The 23,217-nt window shown below is 55.5% G+C and carries 20 protein-coding genes; 10 read left to right on the plus strand and 10 right to left on the minus strand.

Translation table 11 applies throughout. From position 1 onward, the window contains the following. Positions 1-47 precede the first annotated feature (47 nt). Genes AC2FLZ_RS04110 through AC2FLZ_RS04125 form a run of 4 tightly spaced genes read left to right on the plus strand, consistent with a single transcriptional unit; the run spans position 48 to position 6,252 of the window. Entirely contained in the window at positions 48-2,111 is a 2,064-nt protein-coding gene (locus tag AC2FLZ_RS04110; RefSeq protein WP_496881854.1) for an FAD-dependent oxidoreductase, read from the plus strand. Next, positions 2,108-3,340 (plus strand): aromatic ring-hydroxylating oxygenase subunit alpha, encoded by a 1,233-nt coding sequence (locus AC2FLZ_RS04115; RefSeq protein WP_496881855.1) that lies wholly within the window; start codon positions 2,108-2,110, stop codon positions 3,338-3,340. The genes AC2FLZ_RS04110 and AC2FLZ_RS04115 overlap by 4 nt, the downstream gene beginning before the upstream one ends. Then, positions 3,333-4,895 (plus strand): trimethylamine methyltransferase family protein, encoded by a 1,563-nt coding sequence (locus tag AC2FLZ_RS04120; protein WP_496881856.1) that lies wholly within the window; start codon positions 3,333-3,335, stop codon positions 4,893-4,895. Before AC2FLZ_RS04115 ends, AC2FLZ_RS04120 begins: the two co-directional genes overlap by 8 nt. Continuing rightward, positions 4,888-6,252, plus strand: coding sequence for an aminotransferase (locus AC2FLZ_RS04125; RefSeq protein ID WP_480555787.1), 1,365 nt, complete (start codon positions 4,888-4,890; stop codon positions 6,250-6,252). Before AC2FLZ_RS04120 ends, AC2FLZ_RS04125 begins: the two co-directional genes overlap by 8 nt. 279 nt (positions 6,253-6,531) lie before the next feature. Here AC2FLZ_RS04125 and AC2FLZ_RS04130 read toward each other — a convergent pair whose 3' ends face one another. The 4 genes from AC2FLZ_RS04130 to AC2FLZ_RS04145 all read right to left on the minus strand — a co-directional run bounded on the left by AC2FLZ_RS04130 (position 6,532) and on the right by AC2FLZ_RS04145 (position 9,864). After that, on the minus strand, positions 6,532-7,401 hold the full coding sequence (locus tag AC2FLZ_RS04130) for an EamA family transporter (protein WP_496881857.1): 870 nt from the start codon (positions 7,399-7,401) through the stop codon (positions 6,532-6,534). Between the two features lie 3 nt (positions 7,402-7,404). Further along, a complete protein-coding gene (locus AC2FLZ_RS04135) occupies positions 7,405-8,190 on the minus strand; it encodes a phosphodiesterase (protein WP_496715982.1) in 786 nt (261 codons plus the stop codon). Between the two features lie 343 nt (positions 8,191-8,533). Then, positions 8,534-9,058, minus strand: a complete 525-nt coding sequence (locus AC2FLZ_RS04140) for a redoxin domain-containing protein (RefSeq protein WP_480520712.1) — start codon at positions 9,056-9,058, stop codon at positions 8,534-8,536. A gap of 56 nt (positions 9,059-9,114) precedes the next feature. Beyond that, the gene (locus AC2FLZ_RS04145; RefSeq protein WP_496881858.1) at positions 9,115-9,864 is read right to left on the minus strand and encodes a hypothetical protein; all 750 of its coding nucleotides are present in this window, start codon (positions 9,862-9,864) and stop codon (positions 9,115-9,117) included. An 87-nt stretch (positions 9,865-9,951) separates the two neighbouring features. On the opposite strand from AC2FLZ_RS04145, the gene AC2FLZ_RS04150 reads away from it, so the two are divergent. The 4 genes from AC2FLZ_RS04150 to AC2FLZ_RS04165 all read left to right on the plus strand — a co-directional run bounded on the left by AC2FLZ_RS04150 (position 9,952) and on the right by AC2FLZ_RS04165 (position 12,461). Continuing rightward, complete coding sequence (locus AC2FLZ_RS04150) at positions 9,952-10,494, plus strand: MarR family winged helix-turn-helix transcriptional regulator (RefSeq protein WP_480520708.1); 543 nt, start codon at positions 9,952-9,954, stop codon at positions 10,492-10,494. Next, positions 10,495-10,944 carry an MOSC domain-containing protein gene (locus AC2FLZ_RS04155; protein ID WP_496821759.1) on the plus strand — a complete coding sequence of 150 codons (450 nt, stop codon included), beginning with the start codon at positions 10,495-10,497 and terminating at the stop codon, positions 10,942-10,944. It begins immediately after the preceding gene. Between the two features lie 393 nt (positions 10,945-11,337). After that, positions 11,338-11,550 carry a hypothetical protein gene (locus AC2FLZ_RS04160; RefSeq protein ID WP_480477745.1) on the plus strand — a complete coding sequence of 71 codons (213 nt, stop codon included), beginning with the start codon at positions 11,338-11,340 and terminating at the stop codon, positions 11,548-11,550. Between the two features lie 128 nt (positions 11,551-11,678). After that, a complete protein-coding gene (locus tag AC2FLZ_RS04165) occupies positions 11,679-12,461 on the plus strand; it encodes a VOC family protein (protein ID WP_496881859.1) in 783 nt (260 codons plus the stop codon). A 135-nt stretch (positions 12,462-12,596) separates the two neighbouring features. Here AC2FLZ_RS04165 and AC2FLZ_RS04170 read toward each other — a convergent pair whose 3' ends face one another. Next, a complete protein-coding gene (locus AC2FLZ_RS04170) occupies positions 12,597-13,958 on the minus strand; it encodes a diaminopropionate ammonia-lyase (RefSeq protein ID WP_496881860.1) in 1,362 nt (453 codons plus the stop codon). Positions 13,959-13,962: 4 nt separating this feature from the next. Here AC2FLZ_RS04170 and AC2FLZ_RS04175 point away from each other — a divergent pair, with 4 nt between their 5' ends. Continuing rightward, positions 13,963-14,364, plus strand: coding sequence for an Lrp/AsnC family transcriptional regulator (locus AC2FLZ_RS04175; RefSeq protein ID WP_480911386.1), 402 nt, complete (start codon positions 13,963-13,965; stop codon positions 14,362-14,364). A gap of 260 nt (positions 14,365-14,624) precedes the next feature. Here AC2FLZ_RS04175 and AC2FLZ_RS04180 read toward each other — a convergent pair whose 3' ends face one another. The 5 genes from AC2FLZ_RS04180 to AC2FLZ_RS04200 all read right to left on the minus strand — a co-directional run bounded on the left by AC2FLZ_RS04180 (position 14,625) and on the right by AC2FLZ_RS04200 (position 21,995). Then, positions 14,625-17,069 (minus strand): GcvT family protein, encoded by a 2,445-nt coding sequence (locus AC2FLZ_RS04180; RefSeq protein ID WP_496881861.1) that lies wholly within the window; start codon positions 17,067-17,069, stop codon positions 14,625-14,627. A gap of 8 nt (positions 17,070-17,077) precedes the next feature. Continuing rightward, entirely contained in the window at positions 17,078-17,959 is an 882-nt protein-coding gene (locus AC2FLZ_RS04185; RefSeq protein ID WP_480495192.1) for a phosphotransferase, read from the minus strand. 1 nt (position 17,960) lies between these two features. Further along, positions 17,961-19,952, minus strand: coding sequence for an ABC transporter permease (locus AC2FLZ_RS04190; protein ID WP_496881862.1), 1,992 nt, complete (start codon positions 19,950-19,952; stop codon positions 17,961-17,963). Beyond that, complete coding sequence (locus AC2FLZ_RS04195) at positions 19,949-20,971, minus strand: quaternary amine ABC transporter ATP-binding protein (protein ID WP_480555808.1); 1,023 nt, start codon at positions 20,969-20,971, stop codon at positions 19,949-19,951. Before AC2FLZ_RS04195 ends, AC2FLZ_RS04190 begins: the two co-directional genes overlap by 4 nt. Before the next feature lie 76 nt (positions 20,972-21,047). Continuing rightward, positions 21,048-21,995, minus strand: a complete 948-nt coding sequence (locus AC2FLZ_RS04200; RefSeq protein WP_480477729.1) for an ABC transporter substrate-binding protein — start codon at positions 21,993-21,995, stop codon at positions 21,048-21,050. Positions 21,996-22,198: 203 nt separating this feature from the next. On the opposite strand from AC2FLZ_RS04200, the gene AC2FLZ_RS04205 reads away from it, so the two are divergent. Further along, positions 22,199-22,984 carry a DeoR/GlpR family DNA-binding transcription regulator gene (locus tag AC2FLZ_RS04205; protein ID WP_496881863.1) on the plus strand — a complete coding sequence of 262 codons (786 nt, stop codon included), beginning with the start codon at positions 22,199-22,201 and terminating at the stop codon, positions 22,982-22,984. Positions 22,985-23,217 lie beyond the last annotated feature (233 nt).

Below are 23,217 nucleotides of genomic sequence, written 5' to 3' on the forward strand. Positions count from 1 at the left end.
CCGGGGCCTAAGGGCTCCGGAACCCAACTACAGGAAAACGCGTGATTATGTCGAACGCGAACCCATATGCTCTGCTTTTTGAACCGATCCAGATCGGGCCGGTGACAGCCAGAAACCGCTTTTATCAGGTGCCGCATTGCACCGGGATGGGGCATCTCAGGCCGCGGGCGGACGCTGCCGTGCGGGGAATGAAAGCAGAAGGTGGCTGGGCCGTGGTGTCCAATCAGGAGACCGAGATTCATCCGACCTCGGATTTGTCCCCGTTCCCAGAAGGGCGACTGTGGGATGCGCGCGATGTGCCTGCGCTGCGTCTGATGACGGATGCGGTGCATGCACATGGTGCGCTGGCGGCCATCCAACTGGTTCATAACGGCAACCATGCGCAGAATCTGCTGACCCGCGCTCCGGTTCTTGCACCGTCCGAAATGTCTGTGGATACGACGCAACCAAAGCATGCGCAGGCCATGGACAAGGCTGATATTAGGGAACTTCGCCGCTGGCACCGCGACGCGGCCCTGCGCGCGAAAGAGGCCGGGTTTGACATCGTTTATGTCTATGCCGGGCACAACATGACATTGGCACAGCATTTCATGCTGCCCCATATGAACCAGCGGAGCGATGAATATGGGGGGTCGCTTGAAAATCGTGTGCGGCTGACCCGTGAACTGCTGGAAGACACCCACGATGCCATAAGCGACAGCTGTGCCGTGGCGTTCCGCTTTGCCATTGACGAGATGATGGGCGCCGACGGTATGCAGGCGGCAGAAGAAGGCCGCGCCATTGTCGAGCTATTGGCCGATCTTCCCGACCTGTGGGACGTGAATGTGGCGGATTGGTCCAATGACAGCGCAACGACCCGTTTTCAGCCCGAAGATGGTTATCAGAACGCGTTTCTGTCTCACGTCAAACAGATCACCCGAAAACCTGTTGTTGGCGTTGGCCGACTGACGTCCCCGGACATGATGCTGTCGATGGTCAAAAAGGGAATTGTCGATCTCATCGGTGCTGCGCGGCCATCCATTGCGGACCCATTCATACCAAAAAAGATTGAGGAAGGCAGGATCGACGAAATCCGCGAATGCATCGGCTGCAATATCTGCGTGTCGTCGGACAATCTGGGTGTTCCGATCCGCTGCACACAAAACCCAACGACGGGCGAGGAATGGCGCCGCGGCTGGCACCCCGAGATCATTGAGCCGAAAAAAAGCGAGGCAGAAGTGCTGGTCATCGGTGGCGGACCTGCGGGGCTGGAATGCACCATGCAATTGGCACGGCGCGGGTATCAGGTGACACTGGCCGAGGCCTCGACCGAATTTGGTGGACGGGTTGGCAGGGAAAGCAGACTTCCCGGCCTCGCCGCCTGGTCGCGCGTGGTTGACTATCGCCTGAACGATCTGAAGCAGCGGGCCAACGTACAGTTGTTCACGGACAGCAAGCTCGAAGCCGGACAAGTCTCCGAGCTTGGCATCGAACATGTCTTTGTCGCAACCGGCAGCTATTGGCGCGCAGATGGCGTGGGTCGCAACACGCAGCGCCGCCTGCCCACGGTCATGCCGGGTGCTAAGGTGCTGACGCCTGATGAGATCATGAATGGGGTTCTGCCCCCGGACGGTCCGGTGATGATCTATGATGATGACCACATCTATCTGGCGGGAGTGATTGCCGAGAAATTGGCGACTGCCGGATATCAGGTGGTCTTTGTCACGCCCGAGAGTTTGGTCTCAGCTTACGCCGTAAATACTTTGGAGCAGCCTCGTATTCAGGCCCGTCTGATTGAGCTTGGTATCGACATTCGCTGCAATCAGGTGCTGACGGCGGTTGAAGGTGACATGGCACGTATCGGGTGTACCTTTACCGGTCGCGAAACGGATGTTCCGTATGCCTCGACAATTCTGGTCACCGAACGCCAGCGTGAGACGACACTTTATGACAGCTTGCACGGGCTCGGGTTGAAAACCCTCGAACTTATTGGCGATGCCGCGTCTCCGGGACTGATCGTCGACGCTATCTTTGCGGGCCACCGCGCAGCCCGCAATTTTGAACGCCCCAAGGCAGAAGCAGACCGGGATTGGTTTCGCCGCGAGATAATCGATTTGGAGGAAACGAGATGAACAGCCGACCGCTTGAGTTGGATGCGTTAATAGCCTCGCACAAGTACGGCCACGCCTTACCGCGCGGTTTCTATACCTCGCAAGACATCTACAACTATGACATTGCTCAAGTCTGGAGCCGCAACTGGCTCTGGGTAGGGCATGCCAGCCAAATCCCAAACGCCGGTGACTACTTCCTGTTCGACTACGGACCGGAGAGCATCATCATTGTTCGCGACCGCGATGGTGATGTTCGCGCCCACCTGAATGTCTGCCGCCATCGGGGATCTCGCGTCTGCACTGAACAGTCCGGCAACTCCCGTGTTCTTGTTTGCCCCTATCACGCCTGGACATATGAGCTTTCGGGAAAACTTCGCGCAAGCCACAACATGGGTGAACATTTTAACCCGTCCAAATTCGGGCTCTTTCCCGTTCAGGTGAGTGTCTTCAAAGGCCTGATCTTTGTCTGTGCCGATGCAAATACTCCATCGCTTGATCCTGTCCTCAGCCAACTTTCGCCACTTGTCGAGCCCTATGACTTTGAAGATCTGAGAGTAGCGCATACAGCGTCATTTCCCGTTCCCGCGAATTGGAAACTGGCGGTGGAGAACTATCTCGAATGCTACCACTGCGGGCCAGCGCACAAAGAGTATTCTCGTTCCCATAGCCTGAAATCGCCGCAAGACATGGTTGGCTTGATCGAACCGCTAAAGGCAAGGGCTGTGGAAATCGGGCTGTCACCTGATGAATTGGCGCTTGTCGGCGACGCTGCACTGACTCCGTTCACCAGCGGGTATTATCGGCGCTATCCGCTTTATCCGGGCTTCAAAACCGGCAGCAAATCGGGCGAAGCGCTTGCGCCCTTGCTTGGAACGTTGAAGGATTTCGACGGTGGCGCAACTGACTTTGATATTGGTCCATTGAATTGGTTCCTGATTTATTCGGATCACATGGTCGGCTACCGCTTCATTCCACGAGGCTTACAGGAAACCGACATTCAGGTGGTCTGGTTGGTTCGCGCTGATGCCGAAGAAGGCCAAGACTACAACAAAGAAAACCTGACCTGGCTTTGGCATGTCACATCTTTGGATGACGAACGCATCATTCGCCACAACCAGTCCGGAATAAATTCTCAATACTTCCAACCGGGCCCCTTGGGCGAAATGGAAACGTCGATCCAGGACTTTTACGATTTCTATTTCACCATGATCAGCCCGGAACCAGAACAAAGGATAGTAGGTAATGGCTGAGACGAAATCACGCCGTCGCGGTGGAGGCGGACGCGCCGCGCGCATAAAGGTTCAACAGGCAACCACGGGCAATGAGGCCGTACGTGGGGGCCTAAGTGGCGGGCGCTATAAAGCGCTGACCCAAAAAGATATGGAGAACATCCACCAAGCGGCCTTGAACGTTCTGGAAAACACTGGCGTTACCGACCATTTTCCGGAATTGCTTGATCTGGTGCTTCCCAAAGGCGCGGTAATGAATGACCTCAATCGTCTGTGCTTCCCCCGCGCCCTGATGGAAGACATCCTGGCTGGTGCTGCCAAGGAGTTTTATGTCTATGCCCGCGGAGAGCGTGAAGGCAAAGACGACATGCATTGTTCGGCAGAGAGCGTTTATTTCGCCAACTCTGGAACCGCCGTGACAACATTCGATGCCAAAACCAAAACCTATCGTCCGTCGGTTCTGCGTGATGTTTATGATTTCACCCGCCTGGTAGACCGTTTGGAAAACATTCACATGCTGGGCGACACGGTTCTGGCGACGGATGTGACCGATGATTTCACCCATGACATGAACACCGTTTACGCCATGCTTGCAGGCAGCCAAAAACCCGCCTGCCTGACATTCCGCGACCGCAGCCACATTCCACATGCCATCCGCATGTTTGACTTAGCTCAGGGCGGCGAGGGGGCTTTCCTGAAAAAGCCAAGCGTCATATTCGGCGGCTGCCCCATTGTTTCCCCTCTGCGGATCGGCAAGGAAAACATGGAAATCTTGATCGATACGGCCAAGCTGGGCCTGACTGTTGATCTGGCCGTGCCGCCTCAAGCCGGGGCCACGGCTCCGGCGACGCTTGCGGGAACACTGGTTCAAACCGTCGCCGAAACACTTGCCTGCGTCGCCATCGTCAACCTGATCACGCCGGGTTGCCCTATCTGCTTTGCGGCCTGGCCCTTCATTACGGACCTGCGCAGCGGGTCTTTCACCGGCGGCAGTGGTGAACAGGCGCTGATCGGTGCCGCAGCAATTCAGATGGGCAACTTTTACGGCCTTCCCACTTCGGTGGGTGCAGGTATGACCGATGCAAAAATACCTGATGCACAATACGGGTTGGAAAAGGCGCTGACCTTTACCCTTGCAGCGCATGCCGGCGCCAATCGCCTGTGCGAGTTTGGTGGTATGATCGGTAGTCTTATGGGATGCAGCTTTGAAAGCATGGTCATCGATGACGAAGCCGGCGGCATGATCCTGCGATCGTTGCGCGGGATAGAGGTTACCGATGAAACCATGGCGGTGGATGTGATTCACCAATGTGCCATAGATCCGGGTCATTTCCTCGGCAATCCGCACACGCTGAGCTATATGAACAGCGAATTCGTCTACCCTCAGCTTATGGACCGCGAGCGTACGGACACTTGGGAGAACGAGGGGAAAACGGATCTTCTGGACCGCGCCCGCGACAAGGCGAATTCCATCCTCGACAGCCATTTCCCCAACTATTTTGGCGCCTTGGACGCTCGGGTACGCGAAGAATTTCCCATTGTGTTAAGCGCGGAAAGCATGGCGCGCCATGGATAATTCCAACGTAAAGCAATGGGACAACGACCACTTCCTGCACCCGTGGGAAGGGATGGAGGCTTTGGGTGAAAACGACCGCACCTTTATCGAAGGTGCCAGCGGCATTCATCTGATAAACGAAAAAGGTGCACGCCTGATCGACGGACCGGGGGGCATGTGGTGCACCCAGATTGGGTATGGACGCGCGGAAATGGCCGAAGCAATGGCCGAGCAAGCCCGGAACCTTGCCTATTTCTCGCCCTTCAACAACACAAACTCGACTGCGGCACAGTTTGCCCGCGAAATCGCCAAACGTGCGCCGGGTGACCTGAATAATGTCTTCTTTACAACCGGCGGTTCCACTGCGGTTGATACTGCCATCCGGTTTGTCCATTTCCGCAACAACCTAATGGGTTGGCCAGAGAAAAAGAAAATCATTTCAAGGCAAAAAGCCTATCACGGAAGCACATATCTGGCGGCCAGCGTCAGTGGGAAGGAACGTGACAGGCTCTGGCTCGACAAGGCCGACGACCTGGCGCATTTCCTGCCGGACGTGAACCCGCTTTACCGCGCGCCCGGTCAAAGCGATGAAAGCTTTCTGAACGAGAAAGTTGCCGATCTCGAAAACGCCATTGTGGCACTTGGCCCGGAAAATGTTGCCGCTTTTATCGCCGAACCGGTTTTGGCCTCGGGCGGCGTCATCGTACCACCAATTGGGTATCACGCACGCTGCCTGAACATCTGCAGGAAGTATGATGTCTTGTATATTTCCGACGAGGTCGTGACGGCTTTCGGTCGTTTGGGTCATTGGTTCGCCTCCGAGGCTGTCTTTGGCATTCAGCCTGACATAATCACCTGTGCCAAAGGAATGACATCCGGGTATGCGCCGATGGGGGCCGCGATTATTTCTGACAGGTTGATTGCGGATGTTGCGGGAAAAGATGCCACCTTTTCGAATGGCTATACCTATTCGGGCCATCCGGTCAGCGCGGCTGCCGGGTTGAAAAACATCGAGATTATCGAGCGGGAAAGGATACTCGAACACGTTCGAAAAGTCGGCCCGGTTTTTCAGGATCAGTTACAGCAGTTGCGCCAGATTGACATCGTGGCCGATGCGCGTGGGATGGGATTGATGGGGTGTGTTCAGTGCTCAGTCGATGGCGATCCCCAGAGCGAGCTGGGGCGCGACTATGAGATTGGCAGCCGTATCGATATGGAATGCCAGAAACGCGGTCTGCTTGTTCGACCCGTGATCAACATGTGTGTTCTTTCGCCGCCCCTCATCATTACACAAGGCGAAATCGAGCATATGTTTACTATCCTGCGGCAAGGGCTAGAAGCGACATCCGAATGGCTCGGCAGAATCAGTGGCCGGTGACTGGTGTGGGCTGTTTCTGTAATAATCTGGAGATCGGGTAATATAGCGGCATTTCGATCTTAGGGATTGCCAAGTTCATTTTTCGCTTAGGATTTGGCGTATTCGCTCTGTCTGAACGACTATGGCATCTACGCATTGGGTCCAGAGATGGAGTGTTTCTGACCTTTGGTTCTGTCGTGCATGTCATTTCAGGACCGGCCATTTTCGTCCAGAGAGATCCCAAACAAGGCCAGTGGAAGAATGGTGAATTCGCAGTACGTCAAGACAGTGGATGCAGGTTCAACCTCGGGACAGCGTAATCAAGAGAATTCCCAGTGCGATCAGGCTGGCCCAGCCGATACGGTGCAGAAAGCGGGATTCCTTGAGGATGATCGCTGCGAGGGTCACCGAAACCGGGATTGATGCTTGCCGGACCGCGCTGACTGTGGCGGCCTCAGCCCCAAGCTGAAAAGCGGTCAGGATGAACAGGTAGGACAGATAGGACACGATCCCGGCAAATGCGATCCGCACCGGTGCCTGTGCCCAGCCCCGCACGACCCCCAGGAACGGGGCTGACAAGTGGCGATCTTCCCAGGCCCTGATGCCAGCAAGCAGCGGTGTCACAAGAATATAGGTGAAAAACAGGAAAGGTGCCGGATTGGTCAGCTTCATCGCTTGGGCATCGCTTAACGAATAGGCAGCCGACCCCAGCATCGCCATACTTGCCAGCGCGAATGCTCTGTGATCGTGCAGTAGGCCGCCGGGCGACTTCTGGATCATCAGGCTGCCTAAAAGGACCAGCGCGATTCCCACCAATGTGAACCACGAATAATGCTGATCAAGGGCTAGCCAGCTGAAAGCGACAATGGCAATCGGCGACGAACGGATGATCGGATAATAGACCGAAAGGTTCCCACGTCTCAGGGCCGACAACGTGCCGTAGTAATAGAAGGTAAGCCCAAGGGCCGAAATCGCGACAAAGGGCCAGACCTCATAAGGCAAGCTCAGATCATGTCCCATGGCCAGCGTTTGAACCGCCGCCAGGATCACCCAGGTCAGGGACACCCCGACATAGCACGACACCGGATGCGCAACCCCTTTCAGCGCAAGGTCGCGCAATGGGTGGGTTGCCGCCGAAACGAGAACCAATGCGATCCAGTAGGATTCCATGCCTCAGGTCTGATGCAATGGGTTGCGTTGCAGGAAAGTGTTGAAATGCACCGTCAGCTGATCCTCGGCAATCTGTACCACACCGTAGGCCGGAGGTTCGTCGCAGAACTCGCCATCGACGCTGGCCGCATTCAACGGGACCTGGTGGTTGAGGCTGGGCAGGCTGGTAAATGGAAAGCCGAGCCAATTCACGTAGGTCATGCGGTGTACATGACCGTAAAATACATGCCGAATATTGCGTCCGTGTTTGAGGGCATCAGCAAAGGCGTCCGCCTCAACCAGCCTGATATCGTCCACAAGGGGAATGCCAAGGTCAAAGGGTGGGTGGTGCAAAAACACATAGGTGGGCTTGTCCTCGGCTTCGGTCAGTTGCTGCCTGAGCCAGTCCAGCCGGGCAGGGCAAAGCTGCCCTTCATGCACATCGCGCCCGTCTTTGGTTGAATCGAGAAATAAGAAAACACCCTCATCTATTTCGAATCGATGCTGGACAAACCCGTTGGCATCCTTTGGATGATCCGGGAAGACCGATTGGAAAACAGCTCGGTCGTCGTGATTTCCAATCAGCAGAAATGAGCGAAGAGGAAATGCGGCCAGTCTCGCCTTGAGCGCCCGATAGGCCTCTTCCTCGGCAAATTCAGCCAAGTCGCCAGAGATGACACAGAACGCCGCATCGGAATGCCACCGAAGGATATCGTCCAAACAGGCGTCCAACCGCTGGGACGGAAAGCCGCCATTTAGCGGACCGGAGTCGCGGACGAGGTGTATATCAGTGATGTGAATGAACTTCATCCGCCATTTCCCCCGAGTAATGCAAGAAACAAGGTATCGACGAAGCTTGCCGATCGCACGGATTTAGTAAGAATTTCACTGGCATCACTCGCTCATACACGACAAGGTTGGCAGCCGAACACGACAGAGTTTGCGAAACTTGCCTCGACCGGTGTGAAACCGTATTCCAGATGATCCGGCCGTATTGCTATCGCGGTATTCAAATCTGAAACGGGCGTAGTGCCTGGCCGAAACGATCATGTGAAACCAGGGCAGACCTGCACAGTTAAGAAAAGGGTGAACCCAAGTAGCACAAACCGAGAAAGGGAAGTGCGCCTTGGTTTGTCTTCTCTACACTTCCGTTTTACACAGCGCAGCCAGTGTCATCACACCGGCTGGCCTGACTGGGGTGCCGACTTGCGTCCTCAGCAGCAGCCTTACGGGCAAGCAGGCTGCCAATCTCTGCACCCACTTGCAGCTCTGAGACCTGGCCAAAGTGATGTGCTGCAATCCGTCCTGACTGATCCAACAGAACAAGGCTGGGCGTGCCGCGCATTCCGTATGCCGCCATGGTTTCCGGCAAAGGCCCAGTGCCCTGTTTGTCGACCGCCACAGGAAATTTGATACGGTATTCGTGAAGAAAGGCTTTCAGTGATACCGGGGTCATCGCGTCATGATGTTCGAAAACGGTGTGCAAACCGATTACGGCGACGTGTTCGCTGGAAAAATGCTCCCGCACAGCTTGTGCCAGAGGAATGCCATGGAGGACGCAGCCTGGGCACAGCATCTGGAAAGCCTCAATCAGGACAACCTTACCCTGGAAATCCGAAAGCTTTAAATTCTTGTCAGTGTTGAACCATTCACTGACCTGTAGTTCAGGTGCTTGCATATTGGTCTCTCTTGTTCAGGGGCCGGACGCCTGCGTGAAGCGACCGGCTGATACCGTTACTGAAGCTTGCCCGGCAGGCTCAGGTCGCCCGACGCAATGTCGAAAACATCCGTGACGCACAACAGCGGAGCGTGAATGTTGGCGTTTACCCGCAGGGCAGAGGTCACGCCATCATAAGCGATGCCCTCAAGCTGAACGTCGCTGGAAAACCCAGCATTAACCTGAATTTCCGGGCCATCGAACAGCGGTGTGAACCCAGGGCTGTCCAGAAAGATTGGGAACCCGGGCCAGGTTGCAGGAAGCTTTGGCGTCGACCCTTCGGGAATATCGCGCACTGCAAGGGCGCCCGGGCCGCAAGTTTCGGTCGGGGTGAGTACAACCCAGTGGCTGTGCCACTCGATGCCATCATTGGCTGGATTGCCATCGCCGTTTTCATCAAAAAGAGGCGTGTCGTCAAAATCCGGGTGGCTGGTTGCAGCCATTGCCAGTATGCCGGTGCCGCCTTCGAAACCCACTGCGGACGGATCCAGAGATGTAGGCCACACATAGGACCAGACGTCTGACCCGCCCACTGCCCCGGTTGCCGCTGGAACCGAAGCCCCGGCAGTGCCGTTGGTGGTCATGTGAAACGTAACAGTATTGCCGTTGCGATGCGCATGCGCTGCAAGGATGTCGAAGTCAGCCGCCATGCTGGCATCAGCGGGAGAGATAACAGCCCCCTCCTGATGAAGGGCGTGAGTGCCGTCTGCGATGGCAGGTGAAGCTCCTATCACAATGGCAGCAAGTGATTTCCAAGTAAGTGCCATTTCTCATCTCCGGCCAAGTAATAGCGACTCGCTACAATAAGAAGAAACACATTGCAACTTTAATTTCGACTCGCTACTTGTTGTAGCATGAGAAACGATCACAATATTCGTATCCTTATCAACCGCCTTGCCAGGATAGATTCCGCTGCGGGCTGGGCGGGCGACCTGAATCCGACGCAAAGAGCCGCGCTGGAGTACCTGTCCGAGGCAAATCAGTTTTCCCGTTCACCGTCACATGTCGCAGAATACCTTGGGACAACACGCGGAACGATGTCCCAGACCCTGAAGGCGCTTGTGCGCAAGGGATACGCCGCCGAACACCGGCAAAAATCTGACCAGCGGTCGATCTCGTATGAGTTGACCGAGGCTGGCCGCGCCGTTTTGGCAGAGGCCAATCCGATTGCAGACGCCATTGGCAATCTGCCCGCCAGCGTTCAGGTGTCCCTCAAGGAGGGCCTTCTTCAGAGCTTGAGGTTGGCATTGGCAGCGAACGGTGGCCACTCGTTCGGGAAATGCATGACCTGCGCCTATCATGAGACAGGTATGGGAAATGACTATTGCACCTTGCTGAACCTTAGCCTCGAGCGCGGCGAAGAAGAAAAGATATGCATCGAACACAAAGAAGCCTGAATGTTCCTTCCTGAACTATCCTCAGAAATCGGTGGCATTTTCCTGGGTCGTGTCACTAACCGCTGGGAAGCAAGGCCGCCCTCTGCCATTCAAAAGGACCGGGTGCCCGGACGTCAGGTCATTTCTCTTACTGGTTTTTCTGACGATGCACAGGCGGGCCTGACCGTGCATGGCGGTGCAGAGAAAGCCATTCACCATTATGCGCAGGATCACTATGCGGATTGGCAGAGAGAAGGGCAGCTGCCCCCCGGCGCAGTGCCCGCTGCTTTTGGTGAAAACATCTCAACAACCGGTTTGACCGAGGAAAATCTGTGCATTGGCGACATCCTGAGGCTGGGCACGGCAATCGTTCAAATCAGCCAGGGCCGTCAGCCCTGCTGGAAACTGGGACTGCACACTGGAAATGAAAGGATGCCCTACCTGTTTCAGAAAACGGGTCGCACAGGGTGATACTACAGTGTTCTGGAAACCGGTGAGGTCGAAGCAGGAGATCGAATAACGTTGATTGAAAGGCGCAATCCGGACTGGAGCGTGTTGTACGTGACCCGCGCCCGTCTAACACGACGAGTTTCCCGTGAAGATGCCGAAGCCCTCGCAAATCTGACAGACCTCGCCCCAGGCTGGCGGCAAGCCTTCGCGCGCATGGCCATGGGCGATGTAAAAGAAGATACGCGTGCAAGATTGGGGAGCATGCCGAATACGTCGTCCGAGGGGTCCACTGGGTGACGTCGGTATGATGGGCGGGCGACTTGGGCAGGTACCCCGCTCGCTGCCGATAAGCTAAGCAAAGACGCACAAACCCAGGCCTCGATCAAACTGTCCGAAGGGTTTTGTCGGGATGTTTTGGTTTACCGGAACCTCAACAACTTCGCGTGGTATATTGGCGATACCTATGTTCAGCACGCCACCGCGTGTGGCGAGGGGCCGGTTGAGTTGATCGAGGCTGTTGCCGGTGAACTGGCCGCCGATCGTGATGTGCAGGTCGATCTGTACCGCGTGCTTGCCGAGGGTCTCTATGCTGCAATCCCGGCAATGTGCACAGGCGAGGATTTCTAAACAGGATGGCTGGAGGTTTGACTGCCGCCGCCAGTACAACGATGATCGCGAATATGCTGGGAACGCGGGCATACGCCAGCGCGGTTGATGGGAAGGGGGTTTCGAAACTCAGAAAAGGAGCCTATGGCATGAGAAGCAGCGAAGCCCCCGTGTCAATCGGCCGTGTGGCACTGATTGTGAACAATCTGGACACTGTTGGGACCTTTTACCAACAAGTGCTTGGCCTTGAGGAATTGGCGCGGGATGGCGAAACACTGAAACTGGGCGCAGGAAACAACGTTCTGCTCGAGTTGCGCCAAGACCGTGCTGCGCGGCGCTATCCGCATGCGGCGGGTCTTTTCCATACAGCTTTTCTGATGCCGGACCGCGATTACCTGGGACGCTGGCTGATCTATGCTGCACAAAACCGCATCCCTTTGACCGGGGCGGCGGATCACGACGTCAGCGAGGCGCTGTATCTAAACGATCCAGAAGGCAATGGGATCGAAATCTACGCCGACCGGCCTGTTGAAACATGGCAGATGGATGGAGAGTATATCCGCATGGGCTCGCATCATCTGGACCTGGAGGCAATTGCAGGTGCGGCCCGTCAAGACTGGTCCGGGGCTCCGGAAAATATGGTGGTCGGACATGTCCACCTACAGGTCGGGGACATCAATGCGGTCGACGAATTCATGACACGACATCTAGCGCAGGATCGCATGCTGCACGAAGGTTCAGCAGGGTTCTACAGTTCGGGTGGGTACCACCATCACTTTGCAGGCAATATCTGGAACAGCAATGGTGCAAAAGCTCGTCCAACTGACAGCAGCGGCTTGGATGAGATCGTGCTGTTGACGGATGGGACTGTATTGCAACCGCAAGAGCTGACGGACCCTTGGGGAACGCGGTTCACTGTCGAAAGGAAGTGAACCTGCATGATTGGCCAAGAACAAGGGCGTATCTTGCAGGTCGGACAGCGGTAAACTCCGGCGGCGCGGCCGGAAGGTGGAAGCCGGGCGCGGCTTCCACCAAGGGGGAATACCACGCCGGGTCATTTCCGCAAGTCAGTTGCTATCATTCATGATCCGGTCGAAAACATGCGGATCTGTGACGCCCTCTGACCCGATCAACATCACTCGGGATTGTGGCGTAATTTGATATTGTTGCCGCAGGTCGGTGCGCAATGACGCGCAGATCAAGCCAATCAGACCGGCCACGGCGCTTTCTCCGGCTTCGATGGGCTCATCTCCGAAAGCGCCGTTTGCCAATAGGCGGACGGCCGGTGCCACAAGCTGGTCCGGGATTTTCATGAAACCGCTGGCGGCCTCTTCCAAAACGTTCCATGCCAATTCGGACGGCGCGCCGCAGGACAGACCAGCCATTATGGTTTCTTCGCCTACTTCGACGGCTGTAGGCCGATTTGCCTGGGCGCTTGCAAAAAGGCAGGGGGCCAATTCAGGTTCGACCACGATGACGCGCGGCGCATTCTGCCCCCAATCCTGGAGGAATACCGCGGTGACGGCAGCCGCTAAGCCTCCAACGCCGCCTTGAAGGAAGACATGAGTGGGTGGCAAAGCCAAATCCTGCACGATCTCGCGCGCCATGACCCCGTAACCAGCCATGACATCAAGAGGTGCCCGAGTGTAACCGGGCCAGGAAGTATCTGAAACAATCAACCAACCGTGTGCCGCTGCATCGGTCCGGGTCTGTGCCACGGAAGCGTCGTAATCTCCATCAACCCTGATCACTTCGGCCCCTAGCTGGCGCATTGCGTCGGCGCGGAATGCGCTTACTTCTTTGTGAATGTAAATTCGGCATGGCGCGCCGAAGCGCTGGGCACCCCAAGCCACTGAACGACCGTGATTGCCATCTGTCGCCGAAATGACGGTTATGTCTGCAATTCCGGCAGTATGGGTGCCGTTTCGGATCTCATCGGCAGTGACTTCACGGCCTGTCTTTTTGGTTAATTCGCGCTGTAATACTCGCAGAACCGCATAAGCGCCGCCAAGTGCTTTGAAACTGCACAAGCCAAATCTTAACCCTTCATGCTTGTAATAGACTGCGCCCAAATCGAGTGCTTCGGCTAGACCTTGAAGAGACGGCATAGGCGCTCTTTCGTACCCACTCCAGCTTTGAATTTCCCTCTGTGCGAGGTCAAATCCCTCGCGGGGTAAGGTGGCTGTGGCGGCATGGCCAAAGCCTGGCTTGGCTGTATGGCTTTCAATTCCGACTGTCTCAAAGTTTGCGAGCATTTTGTGGTCCTTCCATTGTTGGTGCAAATATAATTCAATGTCAGTGATGTTTTCGCTCTGAGTTGCTGGTAATTTTGAAGCAAACTTGCATGAGGTCGCCGTGAAACAAAAATATTCATCAGGAAGTCTGGATAGCTTCGATCTCGCGATTCTTAGGGTGTTGCAGCAGGACAATACGGTGCCGCACCGTCAAATCGGTGAAAGCGTGAATCTGTCCGCGCCCAGCGTGCAGCGGAGGATCAAACGCATGGAGGCGGAAGGGGTCATTGCCGCGCAATCAGCGCATATTGATCCGGCAGCCGTGGGATTGCCGCTGACCATTTTCGTCGAAGTCGAACTAAAAACCGAGACTGGCGGAAAAATCGATGAAATCAAGAAAAGCTTCTATGCTGCCCCTGAGGTTCAGCAATGCTACTATGTTACTGGTGAAGTGGATTTTGTTCTGATCGTTATCGTTCGAGATATGTCCGAATATGAAAAGCTTACCCAACGGTTGTTCTTTTCGAACAAGAACATCCGAAAGTTCAGAACATTCGTTGCAATGGACCGAACAAAGTCATCCATGCAGTTGAACATCTGACTTGTGCCTCTCCAGAGCATGTAGTCTGGCGGGGTATTTGACTTTTGCGCGGCGCGAACTGGAAACAAAGTGCTTGTGCACTCCAAATCTGCCAGAAACCTGGTGATCTGGGCGGTAAATCCTGCCGAGACACCTCTCGGTTTACCTGGAAAATAACCACGTTGACACCTCTCGGTTTACCTGGAAAATAACCACGTTTCCCGAGGTATTGAGGTTGGGACACATTTGCCCCAACCTCATCAAGGTAACAGGAGTTTATGTTACGATTTGATACGGTCCATTTTGGGATCGTAAAGCGGTTGAAGTGTCACGTCGCAGGAGACACGTTGGGTCGCAACCTCCAACTCATACGTGCCGGACGTAACAAAATCTGCATCGACGCCGCCCTGATTTCGGACATAGCCGTAACCGATGGATTTGCCGGTTGTATAGCCATAGCCTCCCGACGTTAGCCAACCCACCCGTTCTCCATCCCGGTATATTGTTTCGCGGCCCAACAGCACCACATCGGGGTCGACGGTGAAGCAGGCCAGCATCTTTTTGACGCCCTCGGCCTTTTGCTTCTCGCTTGCCGCGCGACCCTTGAAGTTTATGTTCTTGCGCAGTTTCACAGCCCATCCTAGACCGCTTTCAAACGGCGTGTGATCAGGTCCGATGTCAGATCCCCAGGCGCGGTAACCCTTTTCTAACCGAAGAGATTCAATTGCGCGGTAGCCCGCATTAACCAGCCCTTGCGGTTGCCCTGCTTCCATCAGCGCGGAATAGACTGTTTGCGCGTATTCGACAGGCAAGTGCAGTTCCCAGCCAAGCTCGCCCACATATGTCACCCGCAGTGCCTTGACCGGGCAACCCGCGATGCCGATTGTCCGGATCGTGCCAAACTTGAACCCGTCATTCGAGACATCGTCGCGGGTAACTGCCGCCAGAATATCTCGTGCTTTTGGCCCCATCAGCGACAACACTGCGTTCGAGGAGGTGATATCGAACAGCTGGCAGTTCAGCCCGTCCGGAATATTTCGGCTGATCCAGTCAAAATCGTGGGTGGCATAGCCCGTACCAGTGACAATGTAGAATTCATCATGCGCTACACGGCCCACGGTCAGGTCGCATTCAATTCCGCCCTTGTCATTGAGCATCTGGGTATAGACCAGCGCACCCACCGGTTTGTCCACATCATTGGCACAAATCCAGTTCATCGCCGCCAAGGCGTCCGGGCCTTTCAGCGCGAATTTGGCGAACGATGTTTGATCGAACAGCACGGCCGCCTCCCGGGCCGCTTTGTGTTCGCGACCAACGGCGGCAAACCAGTTCTGGCGGCCAAAGCTGTATTCGTCCCTTGGCGCCTCGCCCAGCGATGCGTCGGCAAACCAGTTCGGGCGCTCCCAACCCAGTTTTTCGCCAAAGCACGCACCCTGATCCTTAAGCGAATCGTAAAGCGGTGACTTGCGGCAGGGGCGGCCGGATTCGTGTTCTTCGTGTGGCCATGCCATGGTGTAGTGTTTGCCATATGCTTCGACTGTGCGGGTGCGGACCCAATCGGTGTCGAAATGCGGGCGGCCAAAACGGCGAATGTCGGCGGACCACAGGTCAAAAGGCGGCTCGCCCTTGGCGGCCCATTCTGCCAGCACCATTCCGGCGCCACCGCCCGAGGCGATGCCAAAGGCGTTGAAACCAGCGCCAACAAAGAAATTCTTCAGCTCTGGTGCTTCACCCACGATGAAGTTTCCATCCGGAGTAAAGCTTTCGGGGCCGTTCGTCAGTGTCTTGATCCCCGCAGTTTCCAACGCTGGCACCCGGCCCAGCGACAGCTCCATGATCTGTTCGAAATGGTCGAAATTACTGTCGAGCAAGGTGTAGTGGAAACCTTTCGGTATGCCATTCACCGCCCACGGGATCGGGTTCGGCTCATAGCCGCCCATGACGAGCCCACCGACCTCTTCCTTGTAATAGGTCAGCCGATCAGGGTCCCGCAGGGTAGGCAGATCGCCGGGCACACCAAATGGTTCTGTGACCATGTACTGGTGTTCCATTGGTACCAGCGGCACATTCACGCCGAACTTGGCGGCAAAGTCGCGCGTCCATTGACCTGCACACACGATCACTTTTTCGCATTCGATACGGCCATGTTCAGTGATTACGGCGAGGATCTTGCCGTTCTCGATTTCAAGATCGGTGACCTTTGTATCTTCGAATATCTTCGCGCCTGCCATGCGCGCGCCCTTGGCCAGCGCCTGGGTAATGTCCGAGGGGTTTGCTTGCCCATCGGTGGGCAGGAACGCCGCGCCTATGACGTCACCGATATCCATCAGCGGCCAAAGATCCTGCGCTTCCTTCGGGGTCAGCAGCTGCATGTCCAGACCAAAGGAATGGGCTGTGGTGGCCTGCCGTTTGACCTCGGTCCAGCGTTCCTCGTTGCAGGCGAGACGCAAACCACCATTCATTTTCCAGCCCGTTCCCAGACCGGTTTCTTCTTCAATCTTGTTGTACAGATCGACTGAATATCCCAACAGCTGAGTTATATTGGCGTTCGAACGCAGCTGCCCCACCAGGCCCGCCGCATGGAATGTGGTGCCCGAAGTCAGCTTTTTGCGTTCCAGCAGCACCGTGTCGGTCCAACCAAGCTTGGCAAGGTGATAGGCGGTCGAGCAGCCGATGATGCCGCCGCCGATGATGACGGCTTTGGCTGTATTTGGAAGGTCGGTCATATCTGTCCTCAGGTGTTTTTGTAATCGGTCAGGGCCGTGCGAAACCGTGCGAGATTTTCGCTCGTGTAGGCTGCGTAATCGAAGTCGATTTCCGAGGTGATCTCGGACACCATGCTCCACATGGTTTCACGAAGCAGCGAGGCGCATTTCATCGCCGAATAGCGATGACGTAATTGGTTGGTGACGGGTGCCTGGAAATAGGTTTCCAGAACCCAGTCTTCTTGTTCATTGGAAAGGGAGTTGTTCGAGGCCAGCCCCCCCAGATCAAATAGTGGCGAGTTGAATCCCGCGTAGTCGAAATCGATCAGCCACAGGCGGGTGCCATCGTCCAGAAAGTTGCCGCAAAGCAGGTCGTTATGGCCAAACACGATGTCGTACGGCCCGGCTTCGGCTTCCAGGTCATTTCCAATTTGCACAAGTTCCGGGATCAGGCCCTTATGCGAACTTCCACGCTCGGTGAGAGTGGCAGCATAGTCGCGGATGACGTGAAAGACCCAGAACACCAGCGACGGTCCGCGCAGGTGCTTGGGCACTTCAAGGTGGCAGGCTTTCACGAGCTCCAGCACCCGCGGCAGCATACTGGGGTCGCGTATGTCCTCTTCGGTCAAAGTGCGGCTTTCGACGAATTCCAGCACTGTCAATTCGTTGGACGAAAACACTACAGCGGGTGACAGACCCGCTGCATGTGCGGCCTTACTGGCAGCCAGTTCGTTGAAGCGCATCACCTGGTGCAAAGGGATGTCGTCACCGACACGCACCACATAGCATCCACTGCTGTCAGTGACCTTGTAGTTCACATTTGTAATCCCACCCGTCAACGGGGTGGCTTTGATCTCGCCCTGCCAGATCGGTAGCTTTCGAATGCGGGTCATCAGGTCGGATTTGGACATATCAACTCTCCATTCCAAAGCGGATGCGTGCCTGACGAGCGCTAGCGTTGATCAGCCTATCAGCGATGATGGCAATGAATGCGATGGACAGCCCTGCGACCAGACCCCGGCCAGTGTCAGCCTTTGTCAGGGCAATGTAGACCTCCTGCCCCAGATCGCGGGTGCCAACGAGGGCCGTGATAACCAGCATGGACAGCGCCAGCATGATGGTCTGGTTAATGCCCAGAAGGATTTCGGGCAGGGCCATGGGCAAGCGAATATGGCGCAGGAGTTGCGTGCGTGTGCAGCCAGAAACCAATCCGGCCTCGATCAATTCCTCACTGACCGATCGCACGCCGTGGGCCGCATAACGCACGGCCGGGGCCAGTGCGTAAAGGACTATGGCAATCAGGGCAGTGAAATCGCCGACCCGGAACAGCATCACTACCGGGATCAGATAGACAAAGCTGGGCAAAGTCTGCAACGTATCAATCAACAGGTTGATCACTGTCCCGGCGCGTTTGTTCAGTGCGGCCACAACACCCAGCGGAACTCCGATCAGAGTAGCAAGAAACACAGAGGCTCCGCAGAGATAAACTGTCACCATTGCCTTGGCCCACAGTCCTGATACGAGGATCAGCGACGCCAGTCCCCCGCACAGCAGTGCCAGCCGCCAGCCCCCCGCGTGCCAACCCAGCAAGGTCAGCATGGCAATCGCCCAAGGCCATGGGATTCCCAGCAAAACCGTTTTTATCGGGATCATGAACCACGTCAGGAAGAAGATCTTGATCGCCTCGAACGTGTCAAAATAATTGATGTTCAGGTATTTGACCGTGTCATCCCAGAACCCGCCAGTGGTGATCGTCTGGCTTTCAGGATATTCCAGCAGCAGGGGTGAGAACTGCCCTAGAACCCAGGTCAAAATCAGCAGGATCATTACCAGAACTGTCCGGCGATGGCGGGTGATCCACGAGCCGGGGAGCTCGTGATGTACCTGCCCCATACGCTCGGCGAAAGCCTGACTTAGGCGATCGACCGCAATGGCCAGAACCACAATGGCAATACCGGCCTCGAACCCAGCGCCGATATCGAGGCGGCGCAGCGCGGCAAGGACGTCAAACCCCAATCCTCCGGCCCCGATCATCGAGGCAATGATGACCATGTTCAGCGTCAGCATGATCACCTGATTGACACCCACCATCAGACTGTGGCTGGCGGAAGGAACCAAAACGCGCCACATCAACTGCTTTTGCGTCGTGCCTGCCATGCGCCCGAAGTCCAAAATCTCGGGGTCGACGGCTCTCAAGGCAAGCGTGGTGATTCGCACCATAGGCGGTGTCGCATAGATGATCGTGGCGACCAGCGCCGAAATCGGTCCAAAGCCGAACATGAACAGAATTGGTACCAGATAGGCGAAGATCGGGATTGTCTGCATCAAGTCCAGAATGGGCGAGATGATGCGGTCGAAAGTCAGGTGGCGATAGGCCAATATCCCCAACAACAGCCCACCGCCCGCGCCAATGGGCACCGCAATCAGGACCGAGGCAAGCGTAACCATCGCGCTGTCCCACTGGCCAAAGACGGCCAGATAGGTAAAGCAGCCGCCGACCAATGCCGCGAGCCCCCAGTCCCGGCAATACTGTCCCAAAGCTACTACGGCGGTGATCACTACAATCCAGCTGATCGCAGGTAGAATGACTTGCGCATCATTGCCTTGCCCGGTGACAAAACCTTCGGCCAGCAGGGACAAGACAAGGTCATAGGGCTGTTCGATCAACCAAGCGGCAGCGCGGGTAACGTCGGTGAACGAAACTGGGCCGATTGCTGCTTCCTCGATCAACCAGGACATCGCAGATGAAATATAAGTTTTGAACGGGACGACCCAAGCCGACGGGAATTTGGTGATCCAGCGCGCATCCAGCGCTTTTCCCAGATTACTGCCGAAATACCCCAGCAGGATTGTCAGTCCGACAAGCAGTAGAATGACAAGCTGGCTGCGGGACAGGCGGCTCATACCGCGTCCCCTTCACCGAATAGCACATGGGCCACAGCCTTGCGATCAATGGCGCCAATAACCAGACCATTGCTGTCTGTCACGGGAATTGGTGCATCTGCGGTGATGATCCGTTCCGCCACGGCCGAGACGCGGGTTGATTGCACAATGGGCTCACCCTTACCCGCAGCGCCGACGGTCATTACACCACCAACCGTCAAAACCTTGGAGCGCGGAATATGCCGCGTGAATTCAGCCACATAATCTGTCGCTGGATTCATCACCAGTTCCTCTGGGGTGGCAATCTGGATGACTTCACCGTCCTTCATAATGGCGATGCGGTCTGCCAAGCGAACGGCTTCTTCAAAGTCGTGCGTGATAAAGACAATAGTCTTATGCAACCGTTCCTGTAGTCGCAGAAATTCGTCCTGCATTTCGCGACGGATCAGCGGATCGAGGGCCGAAAAAGGTTCGTCCAGAAACCACAGATCGGGCTCTGTCACCAATGATCGGGCAATGCCCACACGCTGTTGCTGACCACCCGAGAGCTCTCGTGGATAGTAGTCTTCACGCCCCTTCAGTCCGACCAGTTCCACCACGTCTCTCGCCTTTGCTTCGGCCTCGTGTTTGGGCGTAGCCTGAATGGTCAGGGGGAACATCACATTCTGCAACACGGTCAGGTGCGGCAGCAGGGCAAAATGCTGAAACACCATGCCCATCTTGTGCCGGCGAATTTCAATCATTTCTTTTTCGCTGGCGCGCAGCAGGTCGGCGTCGTCGAACAGAACCTCTCCACTCGTGGGTTCGATCAACCTGGACAGACAACGAACCAGGGTTGATTTGCCTGAACCGGACAGGCCCATGATGATGAAAATTTCACCTTCAACGATTTCAATATTGGCATTGCGTACCGCTCCGATAACACCCGCATTTCGAATGTCATCTGCAGATGGGTTCGGATTTTGCGCGAGAAGGGTCTCGGCGTTTGAACCATAAAGCTTCCAAACGTTTCGGCAGGACAGTTTTGTTGTGGGGGTCATCTGTGGTGTCCGGTACTAAGACGGAAGAAGACCGAAGCGGTAGAGGAGAGCGGGGTAACCGCTTCGGCCAAGCAGATTATTTAGAGATCCAGCCAGACCAACGGTCTTTGTTCGTCTCCATCCAATCCGCGACAACTGCATCAATATCCACACCGTCCAGATCGGCTTTGCCGACCATGGCGCTCATCTCGTCGTTATTGATGTTATAGGCTTCGATGATGTCATACGCGCCCGGCCACTTCTCTTGCAGGCCAGCCCAAGCAGCCTTCCAGATCGGACCACGCGGTTTTCCGCAGTCATAGGCCAAATCCGGGTTCACACCAACTGACGGGTCGCTGTAGCACTCGGGCGAATATGGCGGAAACTCCACGAATTCGCCGTCATATTTGGCCGGGGCCCAGTGTGGAACATAGACCCAAAGCATGATCGGATCTTCACGCTGATATGCAGATTCCAGTTCTGCAAAAAGCGCTGCATCCGTGCCTGCGTGGACAACTTCAAACTCTAGCTCTAATGCTTCGACGCGCTCGTCGTCGAAACCGCCCCAGGTCACAGGTCCACCGACATAGCGCCCATTTGGCGAGGTTTCAGCGGTGGCAAATTCCCCTGCGCAGTCTTTCAAAGCTTCCCAGTTTGGCAGGCCTGGGCAGCGGTCTTTCATGTAAGCTGGGTACCACCATTCTTCGATCGCCATCAGACCGGTTTCACCAACGTTCACCACGTTGCCAGAGGCGGTGGCTTCGTCCAGCGCTTCACGCCCGGTGGTTTCCCAGATTTCCATTGCCAGATGTAGATCACCTGTCTTCAGGCCCGCAAACTGAGCGATATAGTCCGCCTGAACATATTCAACGTTGTACCCTGCCTCTTGAAGGATTGCTCCCATTATCTTGGTGTTGATCAGCTGTCCTGACCAATCATGCAGCGTCAGTTTGATAGGGTCCGTCGATTCGACGGCCCAAGAAGCCGAAGCAGTTACGCCAGCGACTAATGCTATTGCGTGTAGTGTATTGAATTTCCTGATCATGTTGTGCTCCCTGAATGTGGCTTTTTGAGTGTTTTTCGTTTATTACACTTCCATGCTGCGCCAATCTGACAACTACGTCAATAAAAACCACATTTCTCCACGATAATTCGTTATAATTCGCACACAAAGCCCCGAATGGCACCGTATTGGGCGCAATATTGTTTTATTGGGATGACTGCCGTATCCCCCTTTCAGGAGGTCGCATGTTAAAGCCACGAAAAACCACAAATCAGCGCGAAGAAGAAATCCTTCGAGAGCTGCAACATGCGGGCGGGTCGTGCAGGGTCAGACTCTTGGCTCAAAAACTGAATGTTTCCAATGAAACGATCCGGCGTAACGTCAAGGCACTGGAAGAGCGCAAGATCGTGCGGAAGGTTCATGGCGGCGTACATCTTAGCGAAGACGCAATAGAACCACCTTTTGAAAACCGCTTGGGAACGCAAGCGCGCGCGAAAGAAGCAATAGCCCGGGCAGTCGCAAATACAATTAGCGACGGGGACTCCTTATTTCTGGATATCGGTTCGACAACCGCCTACGTCGCGCTTGCGTTGCGGAAACATAAAGACCTGTTTGTGGTTACCAATTCGGTTTTCGTCGCTTACACGTTGTCAAAGCACAACAACAACCGGGTGTTTCTGGCCGGTGGAGAATTGCGCGCCCATGATGGGGGTGCTTTCGGTGCAGAGGCATTGGATCTTGTGAAGCGTTTCAACGTACAGTTGGCAGTGTTTTCGGTTGGAGCCGTGAATGGAGATTTGGGCTTTATGCTGCATGATCTCGAAGAAGCCAATATCGCACGTGCTGCGGCTGAAAATGCGCAAGTGCGCATCGTCGTTGCCGACAGCGGAAAATTCAACAAGCGGGCTCCGATATCTCTTCACAACATGGCCGGAATTGATGTGTTTTTTACCGACCGCCGTCCTCCTGCCAATATCCAGGACATGCTCGATAAAAATGATATCGAAGTAGTTATCGCAGGGTCGGACTAGGCGCTCTGTCTCATCAGGGCAGATCAGGTCACGTGATATTTCGGGCAAGCCGGTGTGAAGGAACCCTCCGATGCTCCACCTGTTTCATTGCAAAAGAAAGATTGACTACTGAGAGCACATCGTCCCAGCGTCGTGACGTCAAGATCATACGGGCGTTTATGGACTTTGCGGAGCGGGTTCTTGGGGAGAAGGAAACCGCCGGAGATATGTGACCGGCGGGTTCTTGAGTTTTT

Source organism: Ruegeria sp. YKSF131, from assembly GCF_059612645.1.

Coding starts and splice junctions, on each gene's coding strand:
- AC2FLZ_RS04185 (WP_480495192.1), bottom strand. CDS start 17,959: ATGTCCAAATCCGACCTGATGACCCGCATTCGAAAGCTACCGATCTGG.
- AC2FLZ_RS04120 (WP_496881856.1), top strand. CDS start 3,333: ATGGCTGAGACGAAATCACGCCGTCGCGGTGGAGGCGGACGCGCCGCG.
- AC2FLZ_RS04115 (WP_496881855.1), top strand. CDS start 2,108: ATGAACAGCCGACCGCTTGAGTTGGATGCGTTAATAGCCTCGCACAAG.
- AC2FLZ_RS04165 (WP_496881859.1), top strand. CDS start 11,679: ATGAGAAGCAGCGAAGCCCCCGTGTCAATCGGCCGTGTGGCACTGATT.
- AC2FLZ_RS04150 (WP_480520708.1), top strand. CDS start 9,952: ATGAGAAACGATCACAATATTCGTATCCTTATCAACCGCCTTGCCAGG.
- AC2FLZ_RS04195 (WP_480555808.1), bottom strand. CDS start 20,971: ATGACCCCCACAACAAAACTGTCCTGCCGAAACGTTTGGAAGCTTTAT.
- AC2FLZ_RS04190 (WP_496881862.1), bottom strand. CDS start 19,952: ATGAGCCGCCTGTCCCGCAGCCAGCTTGTCATTCTACTGCTTGTCGGA.
- AC2FLZ_RS04180 (WP_496881861.1), bottom strand. CDS start 17,069: ATGACCGACCTTCCAAATACAGCCAAAGCCGTCATCATCGGCGGCGGC.
- AC2FLZ_RS04135 (WP_496715982.1), bottom strand. CDS start 8,190: ATGAAGTTCATTCACATCACTGATATACACCTCGTCCGCGACTCCGGT.
- AC2FLZ_RS04130 (WP_496881857.1), bottom strand. CDS start 7,401: ATGGAATCCTACTGGATCGCATTGGTTCTCGTTTCGGCGGCAACCCAC.
- AC2FLZ_RS04125 (WP_480555787.1), top strand. CDS start 4,888: ATGGATAATTCCAACGTAAAGCAATGGGACAACGACCACTTCCTGCAC.
- AC2FLZ_RS04205 (WP_496881863.1), top strand. CDS start 22,199: ATGTTAAAGCCACGAAAAACCACAAATCAGCGCGAAGAAGAAATCCTT.
- AC2FLZ_RS04110 (WP_496881854.1), top strand. CDS start 48: ATGTCGAACGCGAACCCATATGCTCTGCTTTTTGAACCGATCCAGATC.
- AC2FLZ_RS04200 (WP_480477729.1), bottom strand. CDS start 21,995: ATGATCAGGAAATTCAATACACTACACGCAATAGCATTAGTCGCTGGC.
- AC2FLZ_RS04140 (WP_480520712.1), bottom strand. CDS start 9,058: ATGCAAGCACCTGAACTACAGGTCAGTGAATGGTTCAACACTGACAAG.
- AC2FLZ_RS04145 (WP_496881858.1), bottom strand. CDS start 9,864: ATGGCACTTACTTGGAAATCACTTGCTGCCATTGTGATAGGAGCTTCA.
- AC2FLZ_RS04155 (WP_496821759.1), top strand. CDS start 10,495: ATGTTCCTTCCTGAACTATCCTCAGAAATCGGTGGCATTTTCCTGGGT.